This is a genomic window from Marinobacter sp. Arc7-DN-1, assembly GCF_003441595.1.
GTDB lineage: Bacteria > Pseudomonadota > Gammaproteobacteria > Pseudomonadales > Oleiphilaceae > Marinobacter > Marinobacter metalliresistant.
On sequence record NZ_CP031848.1, the window covers coordinates 2430533 to 2444457 of the forward strand.

The 13925-nt window shown below is 53.0% G+C and carries 24 protein-coding genes; 17 read left to right on the forward strand and 7 right to left on the reverse strand.

What is annotated here, in order from left to right; translation table 11 throughout:
• The first annotated feature begins 121 nt into the window (after window positions 1–121).
• Both D0851_RS20210 and D0851_RS21080 read left to right on the forward strand, forming a co-directional pair.
• Entirely contained in the window at window positions 122–649 is a 528-nt protein-coding gene (locus D0851_RS20210) for a hypothetical protein (protein ID WP_162893724.1), read from the forward strand.
• 678 nt (window positions 650–1327) lie between these two features.
• Window positions 1328–1918: a helix-turn-helix domain-containing protein gene (locus tag D0851_RS21080; RefSeq protein ID WP_227539268.1), complete on the forward strand. Its 591-nt coding sequence runs from the start codon at window positions 1328–1330 to the stop codon at window positions 1916–1918.
• A 99-nt stretch (window positions 1919–2017) separates the two neighbouring features.
• On the opposite strand, the gene D0851_RS20555 is transcribed toward D0851_RS21080, so the two are convergent.
• Genes D0851_RS20555 through ltrA form a run of 3 tightly spaced genes read right to left on the reverse strand, consistent with a single transcriptional unit; the run spans window position 2018 to window position 3354 of the window.
• Window positions 2018–2191, reverse strand: a complete 174-nt coding sequence (locus tag D0851_RS20555) for a hypothetical protein (RefSeq protein ID WP_227539269.1) — start codon at window positions 2189–2191, stop codon at window positions 2018–2020.
• A gap of 39 nt (window positions 2192–2230) precedes the next feature.
• Window positions 2231–2482 (reverse strand): group II intron maturase-specific domain-containing protein, encoded by a 252-nt coding sequence (locus D0851_RS20560; RefSeq protein WP_227539270.1) that lies wholly within the window; start codon window positions 2480–2482, stop codon window positions 2231–2233.
• Window positions 2479–3354: a group II intron reverse transcriptase/maturase gene (gene ltrA / locus D0851_RS20565; protein ID WP_227539271.1), complete on the reverse strand. Its 876-nt coding sequence runs from the start codon at window positions 3352–3354 to the stop codon at window positions 2479–2481. Before ltrA ends, D0851_RS20560 begins: the two co-directional genes overlap by 4 nt.
• Before the next feature lie 675 nt (window positions 3355–4029).
• Between ltrA and D0851_RS11400 the strand changes: the two genes are divergently transcribed.
• The 6 genes from D0851_RS11400 (at window position 4030) to D0851_RS11425 (ending at window position 6484) form a co-directional block, all read left to right on the forward strand.
• A complete protein-coding gene (locus D0851_RS11400; protein ID WP_117618761.1) occupies window positions 4030–4326 on the forward strand; it encodes a BrnT family toxin in 297 nt (98 codons plus the stop codon).
• Window positions 4304–4528 carry a BrnA antitoxin family protein gene (locus tag D0851_RS11405; protein ID WP_319922335.1) on the forward strand — a complete coding sequence of 75 codons (225 nt, stop codon included), beginning with the start codon at window positions 4304–4306 and terminating at the stop codon, window positions 4526–4528. The genes D0851_RS11400 and D0851_RS11405 overlap by 23 nt, the downstream gene beginning before the upstream one ends.
• A gap of 733 nt (window positions 4529–5261) precedes the next feature.
• Entirely contained in the window at window positions 5262–5504 is a 243-nt protein-coding gene (locus D0851_RS11410; protein WP_058092928.1) for a type II toxin-antitoxin system Phd/YefM family antitoxin, read from the forward strand.
• On the forward strand, window positions 5501–5764 hold the full coding sequence (locus D0851_RS11415; RefSeq protein WP_117618763.1) for a Txe/YoeB family addiction module toxin: 264 nt from the start codon (window positions 5501–5503) through the stop codon (window positions 5762–5764). The genes D0851_RS11410 and D0851_RS11415 overlap by 4 nt, the downstream gene beginning before the upstream one ends.
• A 129-nt stretch (window positions 5765–5893) precedes the next feature.
• The gene (locus D0851_RS11420; protein WP_117618764.1) at window positions 5894–6184 is read left to right on the forward strand and encodes a type II toxin-antitoxin system RelE/ParE family toxin; all 291 of its coding nucleotides are present in this window, start codon (window positions 5894–5896) and stop codon (window positions 6182–6184) included.
• 9 nt (window positions 6185–6193) lie between these two features.
• Entirely contained in the window at window positions 6194–6484 is a 291-nt protein-coding gene (locus D0851_RS11425; protein WP_117618765.1) for a HigA family addiction module antitoxin, read from the forward strand.
• Window positions 6485–6585: 101 nt separating this feature from the next.
• On the opposite strand, the gene D0851_RS11430 is transcribed toward D0851_RS11425, so the two are convergent.
• Entirely contained in the window at window positions 6586–6876 is a 291-nt protein-coding gene (locus tag D0851_RS11430; protein WP_117618766.1) for a type II toxin-antitoxin system RelE/ParE family toxin, read from the reverse strand.
• Window positions 6869–7090, reverse strand: coding sequence for a TA system antitoxin ParD family protein (locus tag D0851_RS11435; protein WP_117618767.1), 222 nt, complete (start codon window positions 7088–7090; stop codon window positions 6869–6871). Before D0851_RS11435 ends, D0851_RS11430 begins: the two co-directional genes overlap by 8 nt.
• 188 nt (window positions 7091–7278) lie before the next feature.
• Between D0851_RS11435 and D0851_RS11440 the strand changes: the two genes are divergently transcribed.
• Both D0851_RS11440 and D0851_RS11445 read left to right on the forward strand, forming a co-directional pair.
• Window positions 7279–7614, forward strand: coding sequence for a hypothetical protein (locus D0851_RS11440; protein WP_117618768.1), 336 nt, complete (start codon window positions 7279–7281; stop codon window positions 7612–7614).
• Between the two features lies 1 nt (window position 7615).
• Complete coding sequence (locus D0851_RS11445; protein WP_117618769.1) at window positions 7616–8113, forward strand: hypothetical protein; 498 nt, start codon at window positions 7616–7618, stop codon at window positions 8111–8113.
• Here D0851_RS11445 and D0851_RS11450 read toward each other — a convergent pair.
• Window positions 8053–8322, reverse strand: coding sequence for a transposase zinc-binding domain-containing protein (locus tag D0851_RS11450; RefSeq protein WP_227539272.1), 270 nt, complete (start codon window positions 8320–8322; stop codon window positions 8053–8055). The genes D0851_RS11445 and D0851_RS11450 overlap by 61 nt on opposite strands.
• The gene (locus D0851_RS11455; RefSeq protein ID WP_117618770.1) at window positions 8319–9209 is read right to left on the reverse strand and encodes a tyrosine-type recombinase/integrase; all 891 of its coding nucleotides are present in this window, start codon (window positions 9207–9209) and stop codon (window positions 8319–8321) included. Before D0851_RS11455 ends, D0851_RS11450 begins: the two co-directional genes overlap by 4 nt.
• Before the next feature lie 182 nt (window positions 9210–9391).
• Here D0851_RS11455 and D0851_RS11460 point away from each other — a divergent pair, with 182 nt between their 5' ends.
• The 7 genes from D0851_RS11460 (at window position 9392) to D0851_RS11495 (ending at window position 13876) form a co-directional block, all read left to right on the forward strand.
• A complete protein-coding gene (locus D0851_RS11460; RefSeq protein ID WP_117618771.1) occupies window positions 9392–9673 on the forward strand; it encodes a type II toxin-antitoxin system Phd/YefM family antitoxin in 282 nt (93 codons plus the stop codon).
• Complete coding sequence (locus D0851_RS11465; protein WP_117618772.1) at window positions 9670–9972, forward strand: type II toxin-antitoxin system RelE/ParE family toxin; 303 nt, start codon at window positions 9670–9672, stop codon at window positions 9970–9972. Before D0851_RS11460 ends, D0851_RS11465 begins: the two co-directional genes overlap by 4 nt.
• A gap of 1144 nt (window positions 9973–11116) precedes the next feature.
• Window positions 11117–11614 (forward strand): hypothetical protein, encoded by a 498-nt coding sequence (locus D0851_RS11475; protein WP_117618773.1) that lies wholly within the window; start codon window positions 11117–11119, stop codon window positions 11612–11614.
• Window positions 11615–11780: 166 nt separating this feature from the next.
• Window positions 11781–12005, forward strand: a complete 225-nt coding sequence (locus D0851_RS11480; protein ID WP_117618774.1) for an addiction module protein — start codon at window positions 11781–11783, stop codon at window positions 12003–12005.
• Entirely contained in the window at window positions 12002–12295 is a 294-nt protein-coding gene (locus D0851_RS11485) for a type II toxin-antitoxin system RelE/ParE family toxin (protein ID WP_117618775.1), read from the forward strand. The genes D0851_RS11480 and D0851_RS11485 overlap by 4 nt, the downstream gene beginning before the upstream one ends.
• A 433-nt stretch (window positions 12296–12728) precedes the next feature.
• Window positions 12729–13688, forward strand: a complete 960-nt coding sequence (locus D0851_RS11490; protein ID WP_117618776.1) for a reverse transcriptase N-terminal domain-containing protein — start codon at window positions 12729–12731, stop codon at window positions 13686–13688.
• Window positions 13685–13876, forward strand: coding sequence for a hypothetical protein (locus D0851_RS11495; protein WP_117618777.1), 192 nt, complete (start codon window positions 13685–13687; stop codon window positions 13874–13876). Before D0851_RS11490 ends, D0851_RS11495 begins: the two co-directional genes overlap by 4 nt.
• Window positions 13877–13925: the final 49 nt, after the last annotated feature.

Here is a 13925-nt window from a genome sequence, read left to right on the forward strand (position 1 = left end):
GCCTTCAAAGGGCTTGAGCTGTATGATGGGAAACTATCACGTACAGTTCTTATGGGGCGAAGGGCCGCAAGGGCCTTAGCTACCAGGTGCGCGCTGAAAACTATCGTCGTAGGGAGACAAAATGCAAATTCCAACTAGTCGTAACCCCAGCCTGACGTCGAGCGTCAACCCGAACCTGACGAGCAGTATCAATCCGCGTCTCACTAGCAGCATTAATCCAAAGCTGACGTCGAGCATTAACCCCAAGCTGACCTCAAGCATCAATCCGGCACTTACATCTAATATTAACCCCAAGCTGACTAGTTCCATCAACTACAAGCTCACATCAAGCAGAAATCCAAGTCTTACGTCGAGCATCAATCCCAAGGTAACTTCGTCGATCAACCCGAACCTCTCATCCAATATTTCTGGTCTATATCTCTTTGATCTAGGTCTCGATGCAGTAGGGTTCACAGTACAGGCAGCTCAGGGCTATTGGTTGTTGTTCGATCCGCGCTGTCAATTTACCGGAGTCGCTGTGAGTGCTCGGCAGAACGTCTTCGTTGAATTTGATCTGAACAACAATTTTGTCGGATTCTTTATTCATGCCAGAGCTCAGAGTTGGCTGCGGTTCGACGTCAAGAACGATTGGGTGGGGTTAACCACATGAGGCCTAATCGGGTAGCCGGGGGTATCTAGCCCCCAGCCCCCACAACACCCTGCATGCGGGTCCGCACAGGGCGTTTCCCGGAAATGTTTAAAGTAAAACGGCCGATTACCTCCTTCTTACCCCAATGACGGCTTCTGATTTTGCGCCAACGCTCCTGGGTCCGGTCGGATATAGAGCAGTTGAGCTGCACAGGCTCCTCATTGATTTCCGAGTTCAGGCCTTCACCGTGTCCCAACCATTACGCTGGGCATTTGGCTACTATGCCGTCTGCTGACTTCTGCTCAATCACTGGTGGGGTTACCCCCATCGGCGCTATCGGTGTCCACCTTGTTCGCTCGCAACCGCCGATGGCAACGGCTGCGCCCAGGCTTGATCGACCAGTGGCCTGACTGGTAATTGACCGATCGCTCGTTGAGCAGATCCCGATGCGTCGGACCGCCCCTCACGGGTTGGCCCTTGCCATTCGCTAGTGGTTAGCGTTCAATCGGGTAAAACCGGCTGAACGGTGATCTTCCCACAGGGGACTTTCACCCCATAAGTTCATGCCCATGCTGGGCGTACACCAGTGGCTGTTGGCGGACGCACCTACGCTGGCGCTCCGGCACGCCGCAAAGCCAGGGCGTTACACCTCCCTGATCCAGCCTTGAATTTTATACGGCATCGCCGTATATTCTGACAATGCTATTCATCGAAACCTCAACGTTCACCAAGCTATTGCCGAACTACCTCACGGACGAGGAATACCGTGGGCTTCAAACCTACCTTTTGCAGAAGCCGGATGCCGGGGATCTGATCAAAGGTTCGGGTGGCGTTCGTAAAGTTCGATGGGCACCAGCGGGTTCGGGAAAGAGCGGTGGTATCAGAGCCATTTACTACTGGAAGAAGTCTGACCACGAGATATGGATGCTCACGCTGTACAGTAAATCAGAGCGCGCCAGTATTCCTGGCCATACGCTCAAGCAGGTAGCGGAGGCAATCAAAATGGGTGACAGGAACCTTGGGGCAGAGATTCTTGACGGTATCAATGAAATCAAGCAGTTCAAGAAGGGCAAATTGGCTCTACGAACGCATGAGCTTTCAGAGCCCTCCCCGCCTAAAATTATCAGGCTGAAGTTGAATATGTCGCAATCCGCGTTTGCCGGTCTTATGGGAGTGAGCGTGCGAACCCTTCAGGATTGGGAACAGGGACGTAGGGAACCACAGGGGCCAGCGGTTGCTCTTTTGCGCATTGCTGAGCAACACCCAGAAGTTTTTAATCAGCTTCACTAATCAGCGTGAGGTGTAATCGGGTAGCCGGGGGTATTTAACCCCCAGCCCCCACAACACCCTGCACCGATGCGTCGGACCGGCCGCTCCGCACAGGGCGTTTCACCGGGAATGGTGAAGCTTGATCCATCCATCACGCAGCGATACCAGACCCTCGGCTTTCAGATAGTCATTGGATAATGCCTGCTGAATGCCGGGCGTCTTGGAGCTACGCCAGGGACCTTTACTGGTAATGCCACACGCTACGGCGGCCTGCACGTGCACACCCAACTTCATCAGGCTCCTGACTTTGGTTCGCGGTTTGCGCCACTGTCGTCAGTAGGCCATTCGCACGCGGCGACGAATCCAGTGATCCAGATCGCAGCAGCGTTGGTAGCCGGTGGCGATGCCGAAGTAGTTGATCCAGCCCCGAAGGTACTGGCTTACCTTGAAAAGCTGGTAGTGCATCGACACACCCCAGTTCCGATTCGTCAGTTCCCGGATACGTTGCTTGAACTTGCGCAGCGTGTCCGGGTGCCAATGGATCTGGGTTCCCTTGAAGGTGAAGCCCCAGGAACTTGCTGTCATTGGTTCTGACCACCCGGCTCTTGGTGGTGTTGACCGTCAGTTTCAGGCGGTGTTCGAGGAAGTGGCTGATGCTGGCCAGCACCCGGTCGCCCCGCGCGGCGGCTGTTCACCACAATGGTGAAGTCGTCCGCGTGGCGGGCAAACCGATGGCCCCGCCGTTCCAGTTCTTTATCCAGCGGGTCGAGCATAATGTTGGCCAGCAGGGGTGACAATGGGCCACCCTGTGGGACACCTTCCCGACTCTCCAGATAGAGCTGGTTATCGATAATCCCAGCTCGCAGGTACCGGGCAATCAGTCCCAGCAAACGCTTGTCCCGGACCTTGTGGCCCAGGTGTGTCATCAGCAGGTCGTGATTGACCCGGTCGAAGAACTTCGACAGGTCCACATCCACGGTAAAGCGTCGCCCTTCCTTGAGAGCGCTTTGTACCCGTCGCACCGCCTGGTGCGCGTTCCGCCCCGGACGGAAGCCGTAGCTGTCCGCTGAGAATCCCGGGTCGAACAGGGGCATCAGGATCTGGGCAATGGCTTGCTGAATCACCCGGTCTGTCACCGTCGGAATGCCAAGCTGGCGCTTGCCACCGTCCGGTTTGTCGATCTCAACCCGGTGCACCGGCGCTGGTTGATAATCGCCCGAGCGAATCGACTGCTGGGCCACACTCCAATGGCCGCCCTTTACCCAGGCGGGAAACTCCTCGATGGTCATGCCATCGATACCCGCCGCTCCCTTATTGGCTCGAACCTGCTTCCAGGCTTGTTGTAGATTAGCCCGGTGCAGTACCGCATCGAGTAGATCTTCACTAAAGGCTGGCTTCGTGACCGTACGCTGAGTCACGTCATTGCCGGGCGGCATTCGTGCGTTCAAGTCGGTCAAGGCTCCTCCTTTATTTCCGGTGTTAGGCCCTTCACCCTGTCCCGACCATTACGACGGGCGTTTGGCTACTATGGCCGCTGCTGACTTCTGCTCAATCACCGGTGGGGTTACCCCCATCGGCGCTATCGGTGTCCATCTCATTCGCTCGCAACCGCCGATGGCAACGGCTGCGCCCAGGCTTGATCGACCAGTGGCCTGACTGGTAATTGACCGATCGCTCGTTGAGCAGATCCCGATGCGTCGGACCGCCCCAGATAAGAGCATGCACTGTCACTGCACAACTGCATCATTTACGGTGGCCGTTAGATCACGTGGCTTCGTCGTCTGGTGCCAACTCGCCTTCAGCCTACGCCTCATATGATGTTCTTGTTCATCAGCTCGCAGTTTTGCTAGCGGCTTACTTCCGGCCGGCGTTCCGGAGACCGCCCCTCACGGGTTGGCCCTTGCCATTCGCTAGTGGTTAGCGTTCAATCGGGTAAAACCGGCTAAACGGTGATCTTCCCACAGGGGACTTTCACCCCATTAGTTCATGCCCATGCTGGGCGTACACAAGGCCATTAAGGTTGCTCCGGGCCGTTGGCCCTCCACCGGACGCCCTAGTCGGGCGCCGTTTTTGCAGGCGTTAACTATCAGGTAGGACTGGCGAAGAAACTACACTGTAAGTACAATATATGCATGCATCATTTCACCTTCGAATGGGATAGCACAAAAAGCGACTCGAATTTGCGAAAGCACGGTGTCTCGTTCGAAGAAGCGAAGACAGTGTTTACTGATGAGTTTGGTCGGTTGATGAGCGATCCAGATCACTCTGAGCTTAGCGAGGATCGCTTCCTATTGTTAGGAACGAGTATCCATTCGCGCCTGCTGGTTGTATGCCACTGCACCAGACAGGAGGACAGGATTCGCATCATTTCCGCGAGAAAAGCCGAGAAGCGGGAAAGAAAAATTTATGAGAGGTTCCGCCATGCGTGATCACTACGATTTCACTGAATCTAAGCCCAATCCATACGCCGCGAAGCTTAAGAAGCAGGTAACGATTAGGTTGGACGAGGATACAGTAGAGTATTTCAAGCAAATGTCTGAGCGGAAGGGAATTCCCTATCAGAGCTTGATCAACTTGTATCTTCGAGACTGTGCTACCCAGCATAGGGATCTCAAACTGCAGTGGCAGTGATAGTTAATCGGGTAGCCGGGGGTATCTAGCCCCCAGCCCCCCACAACACCCTGCATGCGGGTCCGCACAGGGCGTTTCCCGGAAATGTTTAAAGTAAAATGGCCGATTACCTCCTTCTTACCCCAATGACGGCTTCTGATTTTGCGCCAACGCTCCTGGGTCCGGTCGGATATAGAGCAGTTGAGCTGCACAGGCTCCTCATTGATTTCCGAGTTCAGGCCTTCACCGTGTCCCAACCATTACGCTGGGCATTTGGCTACTATGCCGTCTGCTGACTTCTGCTCAATCACTGGTGGGGTTACCCCCATCGGCGCTATCGGTGTCCACCTTGTTCGCTCGCAACCGCCGATGGCAACGGCTGCGCCCAGGCTTGATCGACCAGTGGCCTGACTGGTAATTGACCGATCGCTCGTTGAGCAGATCCCGATGCGTCGGACCGCCCCTCACGGGTTGGCCCTTGCCATTCGCTAGTGGTTAGCGTTCAATCGGGTAAAACCGGCTGAACGGTGATCTTCCCACAGGGGACTTTCACCCCATTAGTTCATGCCCATGCTGGGCGTACACAAGTCATTCCAGTTCGTTCCGGGCCTGGCGGCCCTCCACCGGACGGCCTTTTCTCCGCTTCGCTACGCAAAGGCCGCCGCTGAATATTGGCGTTATGCGGACGTTCGTATTGACGTACGTACCCAAAAGCGTACACTTGGTGAAAAGTTGAACACACAAGGGGTGCGTCATGACCGGAATCACAGCAACTGAGGCGCGCAGCAACCTATATCGGTTGATCGACGAGACCGCCGAGTCCCACCAACCGATCGTCATCATGGGGAAGCGGAACAAAGCCGTCCTGGTTTCCGAGGAAGACTGGTCTGCAATTCAGGAAACACTTTACCTGCTCTCCGTACCAGGTATGCGGGAGTCTATTCGTGAGGGGATGGATACCCCCGTGGATGAATGCGATGAGGAGCTGGACTGGTGACATGGAAGTTGGTTTACACCAAGCAAGCCCAGAAAGACGCAAAGAAGTTGGCCTCCAGCGGCCTCAAACCAAAAGCCCAGGAACTGTTAGCGCTGATAGCGGAAGATCCATACCGCAAACCGCCTCCGTTTGAGAAGCTCATTGGTGATCTTGCGGGGGCCTATTCACGCCGCATCAATATTCAGCATCGTCTGGTCTACCAAGTGCTAGAGGACAAGCAAGTGGTGAAAGTCCTCAGGCTGTGGAGCCACTACGAATAATGCATAACCAGTCGCTGTTGCCGGACAATTTTTCCGCCGCTTGGCGGCTCCAAACCGGCGTGTGAGCCTGGCGTTACGCACATTTCCCACTGTATTGCATGGATACCGTGTATCCGGTAACCTATATCCATGATTCAGTCCTTTGGCAACCGAATTACCGAAGACCTATATAATGGTGTGACCAATGCTCGCGTGAGAAGGTTGCCGCAGAACATCAAGGAGCCTGCTCTTTATAAGCTTGATGTCCTGAACTCGGTAGTGACTCTCGATGAGCTCAGGTCGCCGCCAGGCAATCGACTTGAGGCATTGAAAGGTGACTATACAGGCTTCCACAGTATTCGTATCAATGCTCAATGGCGCATAGTTTTTCGGTGGGAAGGCTCGGGCGCTCATGAGGTCGAAGTTGTTGATTATCATTGAGGTGTTTCCATGATTCCTACTCACAGAATAAGCACACATCCCGGTGTGATACTGGTTAAAGAATTTCTCGAACCGATAGGCCTTACCCAAAAAGCTCTTGCAAATCATCTTGGAGTATCAGTTCAGCGTGTCAACGAGATTGCGCGCGGCAAGAGAGGAATTACACCAGATACCGCTTGGTTATTTGCTGAGGCGTTCAATACATCACCGGAATTTTGGCTCAACTTGCAGTCAACCTACGACCTGTCTGCTAGTCGCCCGACAACGCATATTTCACCCCTGGTATCTGCCAGCGCGTAACAAGTCATTCCAGTTCGTTCCGGCCCTGCAGGGCCTCCACCGGACGCCCTTTTCTCCGCTCCGCTGCGTAAAGGTCGCCGCTGAATATTGGCGTTACAACGTCACTTGTTTCGCTTGATATCGCGGTAGAAGTTTTCGTGTGAGCCCAGGGCCATCAGTTCAAGGACAAGGGCACCATCATCAAAACTGTAACCCAGCAGAGTCAATTGCTTGTTCATCTTGAATTTATGGACTCGCAGAAAGGCCAGATTTCCTTTCTTCTGCTCACCAATGTTGGGGTCGGCCATTAAGTCCTTAACAGCCAAATCAAGGTCTTTTTTCTGGTTGGGCTTGAGTTTCTTTACCGCTTTCTTGAACGTAGGGGTCTGTAATACACTCGTGGCTTTAACCAAAATCGTAGGCCTCTAGCTTTCCGGCGTCCCGCTCTGCCTGCGCAATTATGGCTTGCCTTACAAATTCGTAGGGTAAATCGGGGTTATCTTCCATTATCTCGCCGATTTTTGCCCAATGTTCAATTTGTTTGGGCGGGGTTCGATTAAGCGCTTTGGCTATAATAGTGGCTTTTTCAATTAGATTCTGATTTAAACGAATGCTGTTCGTGGCCATTTTTACCTCCAGTGTTGACTCGCCTCAATTGTAGCAGCATGCCACAATTGAGGCAAGTTGTAACAAGGCGCTGTTGTCGGACTGCTTTTCCGCTGGCGCTACAAAGCAGCCGCAAAGCGCGGCGTTATGGTCCTCAGTGGATAATTCAGTGTAAGATTTAACCCTCGAAAACCAAAGGAGAAATTGGCATGGAATGCCCCGATATTAGCAGTCTGAAGTTAGACCGGGCCGATGAAGAGGCTCTTGAGGAGATCAGAAGAGCCCAGCGTGCGGGGAGTCTACTCGAAGTCGTAATGCCCGCCGGAGTGATGGCGACCATATTCCTCGGTAATAATGCGGCACAAGCCACCTACAACATCCACTCTACCGATTGGGTCCTGTTTGCCCACGCCATGAGTACCCTCCCTGACATGATCCGTGCGAGAGTTAGTCAGGTTGCCAAAATCCGAATTCTCACTGGTAGTCTCAGCTATGAACAGCGGCAGTTTTGGGACGCGGTAGACAACGGGTGCGGAGGCTATTGAGATGCCAAAGCTATTTATGTCTGGGCTATTGCTTGCACTTTCGTCGTTGTCCGTGGCAGGGGCACCGGATGGAAATCATTACTACATCACTGGCAAAATCGCGGAGTACACTCAAGCATTTGATCGTTGTAATCAAATCGCGGAGAGTAGGGATCTACCTAGTAAAGAAATAATCACCAAACTGACCGATTTCACTCAACGTGATATCGAGCGTCTATTGATGTCAAAGGCCGCATTGTTGCGTCAGGAGTGCGAAAAACCCGAGTTGACGGAACTCGCTTATGCAATCTTGATCACGGAAAATGAGGAGCTTCAGCAGCATACACGAGAAGCTATTTCAGCCATCAAGGTGCTGGCATTCTCTGGTGACATTCGGAAATTTCAAGCGATTTATCAGTCCGTCCCCGCTGAAATTAGGCAGACGCTAGAAGACATTGGCTATTTTGACCGACCTTTTGATGATCGTAAGCTACTCGATGCAATCCGTAAAAAGCCATAACAGGCGGGGCAACTGCGATGGCCGCAAGAGGGGTACGCGGTCTGTGTCTGCTGGCAGGGCGAGCATTGATAGCGCACCTGACCGCAGTCCGGTGTGTGACAGGCAAGGATGGATTGCAGGGCGGCGTGATGCTCCGGGCGCAGCCGCGCCCCATAGTGTTGCTGCAAAGAAGTCTGATGATCGCGCAGAATCTGCGCCAGGGTGATCATGAGGCCACCCAGTCTACCTGTAGGCGATCGACCAGAGCGTTGATCATCAGCGCACTGTTCTGCTGGGCCTCGTGGGTCATCCGAGTGTAGCGGGCGGTGGTGACCGGACTGGCATGGCCCAGCAGAGTCTGAATCGAGCGCAGGTTAACGCCGTTCTCCAAAAGATGAGTGGCAAAGCTGTGGATGTGGACCCGTTTGCGAATGCCACACTCCAGAACCACCAGTTTGATGGCCTTCTGTACCCCCTCGCGAGGCATGACCCGGGATACACCAGAACCGGAAGCGGCGACTGCCTCGTGGGGCGGTTGCCCGCCGGGGAACAGCAGCTCGGGATGACGGTGTGTGGCCCAGTAGCGCCGCAAGGCCTTGAGCGTCATCAGCGGCAAGGACACAAACCGGTCCTTCTTGCCCTTGCCGCAGCGCACATGAACCCGCATCAGGTGGCTGTCGACATCGGCGATGGTCAGGTTCAGGGACTCACTCAGGCGCAGGCCCAGGCTGTAGGTGGTGAGGAAATAGACCTGATAACTGAGTTTACGGGTGTGGCTGATCAGCCGCCCGACCTCCTCCAGGGAGAGCACATCCTGCAGGGACTGAACCTTGGGCGGCTTGACGATGGGCACGTATTCCCAGGGCTTGGCGAGAACATATTGATAGAAGCTCTGCAGGGCATTGCGAGCAATCTTGACCAGACTCCAGGACCGGTGTTCCACCAGGTGCATGAAGTACTGTCGGAGCTGATCGGGACAGGTCTCGAAATAGTCGCTTATCTGCCGCAGGCAGCGGGTGTACAGATCAATGGTCTTGGGGCTCTTCCCCCGCAGGGTGAGTTCGGTGAGGTAGCGTTGGTGCAGTGCTTGAAAACGGGCGTGTTCGTTGGCGTTCATGATACGTCTCCTGACAGGCCCTTCCGGAATGAAGGGGGTCAGGTAAGTACAGATGAATTACGCCTCTGCCGCGTAGCGGCTTCGTTCAACAAAAGCGTTATATTCCTTCCCTTGAACACCTTGCCAGGCGTCACGCAGTATCGTACTCTTTTACGTACACTTAAGCGTACCGAGGTGTTTCCATGTCAAGGGTTCGTGTAGATGAAGATATCCGTCCTCTGTCTGAATTCCGGGCAGGGGTAGCCACATTTGTAAAGCAGCTCCATGAAAACCGTCGTCCTATGGTGCTGACACAAAGAGGTCGTGGCGTTGCCGTACTGGTGGATGTTCACGAGTACGAGAAGATGCAAGAACGTCTGGAAATACTAGAAGAGGTGTATAAGGCGGAAGAACAGATAACTTCCGGTGATGGTATTGCGCATGAAGACGCGAAGGCTCGGGTTTTAAGCGGGCTGGCCCAATGAAGATTGTTTGGTCCCCGCTTGCGCTGGAGCGCGTCGAGGATACCGCTCGGTATATTGCAGAAGACAACCCAGATACTGCGATACGGTGGGTTGATGATTTATTTGCCACAGTAGAGCGGTTAGCTGATTTCCCTAAAAGTGGACGCATGGTTCCTGAGGTGGGGTCACCTCGCATCAGGGAGCTGATATTTGGAGCGTACCGGGTTATTTACAGCGTCAAAGATCAGGTTGATATTTTGACTGTGCGTCGCAGTAGCCAGTTATTGCGGATGTCTGAACTCGGTGATGACGAAACATAATCGGGTAGCCGAGGGTATCTAACCCTCAGCCCCCACAACACCCTGCATGCGGGACCGCACAGGCACAGGGCGTTTCCCGGAAATGTTTAAAGTAAAATGGCCGATTACCTCCTTCTTACCCCAATGACGGCTTCTGATTTTGCGCCAACGCTCCTGGGTCCGGTCGGATATAGAGCAGTTGAGCTGCACAGGCTCCTCATTGATTTCCGGGTTCAGGCCTTCACCGTGTCCCAGCCATTACGCTGGGCATTTGGCTACTATGCCGTCTGCTGACTTCTGCTCAATCACCGATGGCAGCGGCTGCGCCCAGGCTTGATCGACCAGGGGCCTGACTGGTAATTGACCGATCGCTGGTTGAGCAGATCCCGATGCGTCGGACCGCCCCAGATAAGAGCATGCACTGTCACTGCACAACTGCATCATTTACGGTGGCCGTTAGATCACGTGGCTTCGTCGTCTTGTGCCAACTCGCCTCCGGCCTACGCCTCATATGATGTTCTTGTTCATCAGCTCGCAGTTTTGCTAGCGGCTTCCTCCAGACCGCTCCTCACGGATTGGCCCTTGTCATTCGCTAGTGGTTAGCGTTCAATCGGGTAAATCCTATTGAACGGTGATCTTCCCACAGGGGACTTTCACCCCATAAGTTCATGCCCATGCTGGGCGTACACAAGTGCATTAAATTCGCTCCCTATGGTCGCCGGACGTCGCTGACGCTCCGCCGTTTATGTGGGCGTTATGCTCTGACGGGAGCCATCGTTTTTTGGTAGTTTCTGAGCAGTCCATGAGGACATCATCGCTAAAACAGACCAAAGGGAGATTGGGCGTGGATTACTACGATAGAGAATACATATCTGCAGTTATTAACTATTTTTGGGGGACGGCACAGCATCGCCTCAATCAGTAAATGAGAGATCTGCAGAGGTGATTTACAAAGCAGTCGCTGAAGCGCAGGCGTGTTCTGCATCAATGGATCTCGTTCCAAGACCCAGTGGTGGCAAACCGGGGATCTCATACATAGTTAAACAGATTGCAAGCATTGGTAAGAATATAATATCTGGAAACACCTTGGTTTACCATGTTTGTAAGGTCAAAATTAGCGCAAGCTATAAATCTGAAATAACTATGGCATTAAAAGGAATTTAAAATGTTAAAACTCGGACTTTCTGTTCTTCTTTTATTGTTTTCTATTAGCGCATTTTCAAAGACAGATGTTGAGCTGGTTTACTCGGATCTCAGATTTAAAATACCCGGGAACTTCTCCGTGGTGGGTGATGCAGGAGACAACCAAAACATTTTAATATTCAGGTATGGGGATGAGTTGGGCAAGAGGTTCTTGGCTTTTTCAGATATGACGAATGATCAAACTATTGATTATGGGTGTCTAGCTAGCGTTTTCTTTAAGAATGTTTTCTTCGATACTGATAAATCTGGATGTGATCAGGATAATGTTAGGTTAATGCAAGAGTCCTTTGTGGAAGGTCAGCAAGTTGAGACGTGGTCTTCAAATGAATATTCTATCGTGTACTCCGGTGATAAAGAAAAGTCATACATCTTTATAATTGGAGATAACGGCAAACTTTTGAAGGTGGATTCTGATTTTCTGGATAACGAATCTTTCAAAAAAATGGTTAGAGGTATATAAGAAGGGGCATCCTGATACCTATTCTTTATAGCATCAAAGTGCTCCAGCCGACCGGTTTTCCGCTGCCACTCCAAACCGGCGGGCGTTAAAGCGAAAAAGCCGAGTCGTGGCACCCAGTACCTATCCGTGTCAAAATTGAGCGATACGCGAACGAGAGGTTTCTTTCATGAATCTCCAGAGAATTGAAGACGAGGCGCTACACCTCTCTAAAGAAGAGCGAGCTCAATTGATCCAGCGACTGGTACTGAGCCTGGAGTCTCCGTCAGAAGAAGAACTCAGGTCAGATTGGTTGCTTGAGGCCCGCCGTAGAGGCGAAGAGCTCGATAATGGCTCAGTTCAGGCCGTGTCCGGTGAAGATGTCATGAGGAAGGCTAGAGCACTGATCAAATGAACTATTCGTTTCACCCGGCAGCGGAAGCCGAATTTCTGGAATCAGTTGGTTATTACGAATCAAAAGTTCCGGGATTGGGTGGTGCCTTCATAGAGGAATTTGAGGCCCTGGCCAATTTAATTGGCGAGTCACCAAAAGCCTGGCAAGTTGAGTTGCCGCCAGATATTCGTAGAGCGCCCCTTCACAGATTTCCGCTATCCATCGTTTACCGAGAGAAACTTGATGGTTTTCAAGTTCTGGCGGTCGCCCATGATCGGCGACGTCCGCAGTACTGGCTTGGCAGGCTTTAAGTGCAGGCACCGCGACGCCCATTACATTGCGCCTTCGGCTCCATTCCAAAGCCGCGCATACTGCAAGCGTTACTTGCGACATGAAGTTGCATGAATATATGTTGTAACCCGATGTTTTTTCCGTAACTGAGCGGATGTCGGAAGTGCAACCTGGTGTTCTACCACCAGTATCCTACCCACCATGCGAAAAGGACTTGGTATGAAGCGTTGGGGACAATGAACCATGGCAATGTCGTAGAGCCTTCAGGGAGGAAGAAGGTAACCCGTGATGGAGCCGGAGACTCTGCGTCGATGAGATGGGGGAAGAAGCGAAGGGTCTTCTGTAATGGAAGACATACGGATTCAGGATTTGTCCGACGCGAAAGTGTGCAGACGTCCCCTTGGTGCTTTGGTGCGAGAGAATTTGCGGGATTGATTTTATGAAGGAAGGCAAATGATGGCCGAACAGGCTAGTGCACCTTCAAGCGATGCACAACGCTGGCAGGCGATTGACTGGCCGGAGGTTGAAAAGCGCGTTTATCGACTGCAGGTGCGTATCGCACAATCTGTTCGCGAACAAAGGTGGGGCAAGGCGCGTGCTTTGCAGCATCTGTTGTCGCGCTCGTTTGCCGCGAAAGTGCTGTCGGTCAAACGAGTCATAGCCAATAAAGGAAGTCGCACCGCCGGTGTTGACGGGGTGCTTTGGACGTCACCCGGCCAATACTGGCGCGCGGCGCAAAGACTAGGGACAGCCGGTTATCAAGCGCAACCGCTGCGCAGGATCTACATCCCGAAAAAGAACGGCGATCGCCGCCCTTTAGGGATACCCACCCTTCACGACCGGGCGATGCAAGCTCTCTATGCGTTGGGGCTCAAACCCATAGCAGAAAACACCGGAGACCAACACTCCTACGGATTCAGAGAGAAGCGTAGCTTGCACGATGCCTGCAAACAAGGCTTTATCGTACTGGCCCAAAGAACCGCTGCACAGTGGATTCTGGAAGCCGATATCAAGGCCTGTTTTGATCGCATCCGCCATATTGGGCAAGGCTTCAACTTCCTGGGCTTTCACTACAGGAAATACCGAAGTACCTTGCTGGTCCAGCCGCAAGACGGCAAAACCCGGGAGTTGCCGGAGAAAGTGCGAGGTGTGCTGAAGAAGTACCGTGGCATCCCTTTCCACGCTTTACTGGCAAAGCTCAATGCCGTCATCAGAGGCTGGGCCTATGCGTATCGACACGTGGTAGCGAAAGAACGCCTGAGTTACGTCGATGACAGGATCTACCCACTGGTTAAAAAGTGGTTACAGCAGGAGCACCGATCCAAGACGTGGGCATGGATCAGAAAGCGCTACCGAGGGCGTTTCAAAGGTCGTATTGAGTGTGGGTGCTATTACCGACCGCGTCAGGTATGAAGCTCATACGGTTGTTCAAGGCCGGGGACTTGCCGATTCGGTATCATAGCAAAATCCGCAGTGGTGCCAATCCCTATGACCTGGCGGACAAAGACTACTTCGAAGCGAGAGCCCGAAAGCAGCGGATGAACGCACGACGGGACCGACGATTCCTCAACCGTTCGTCGTACGAGAAACTGGCCGCCTGAAGGGAGGCCTTACTGGATATGAATAGGTGGGTCGCCTGCGCGGCCTTCA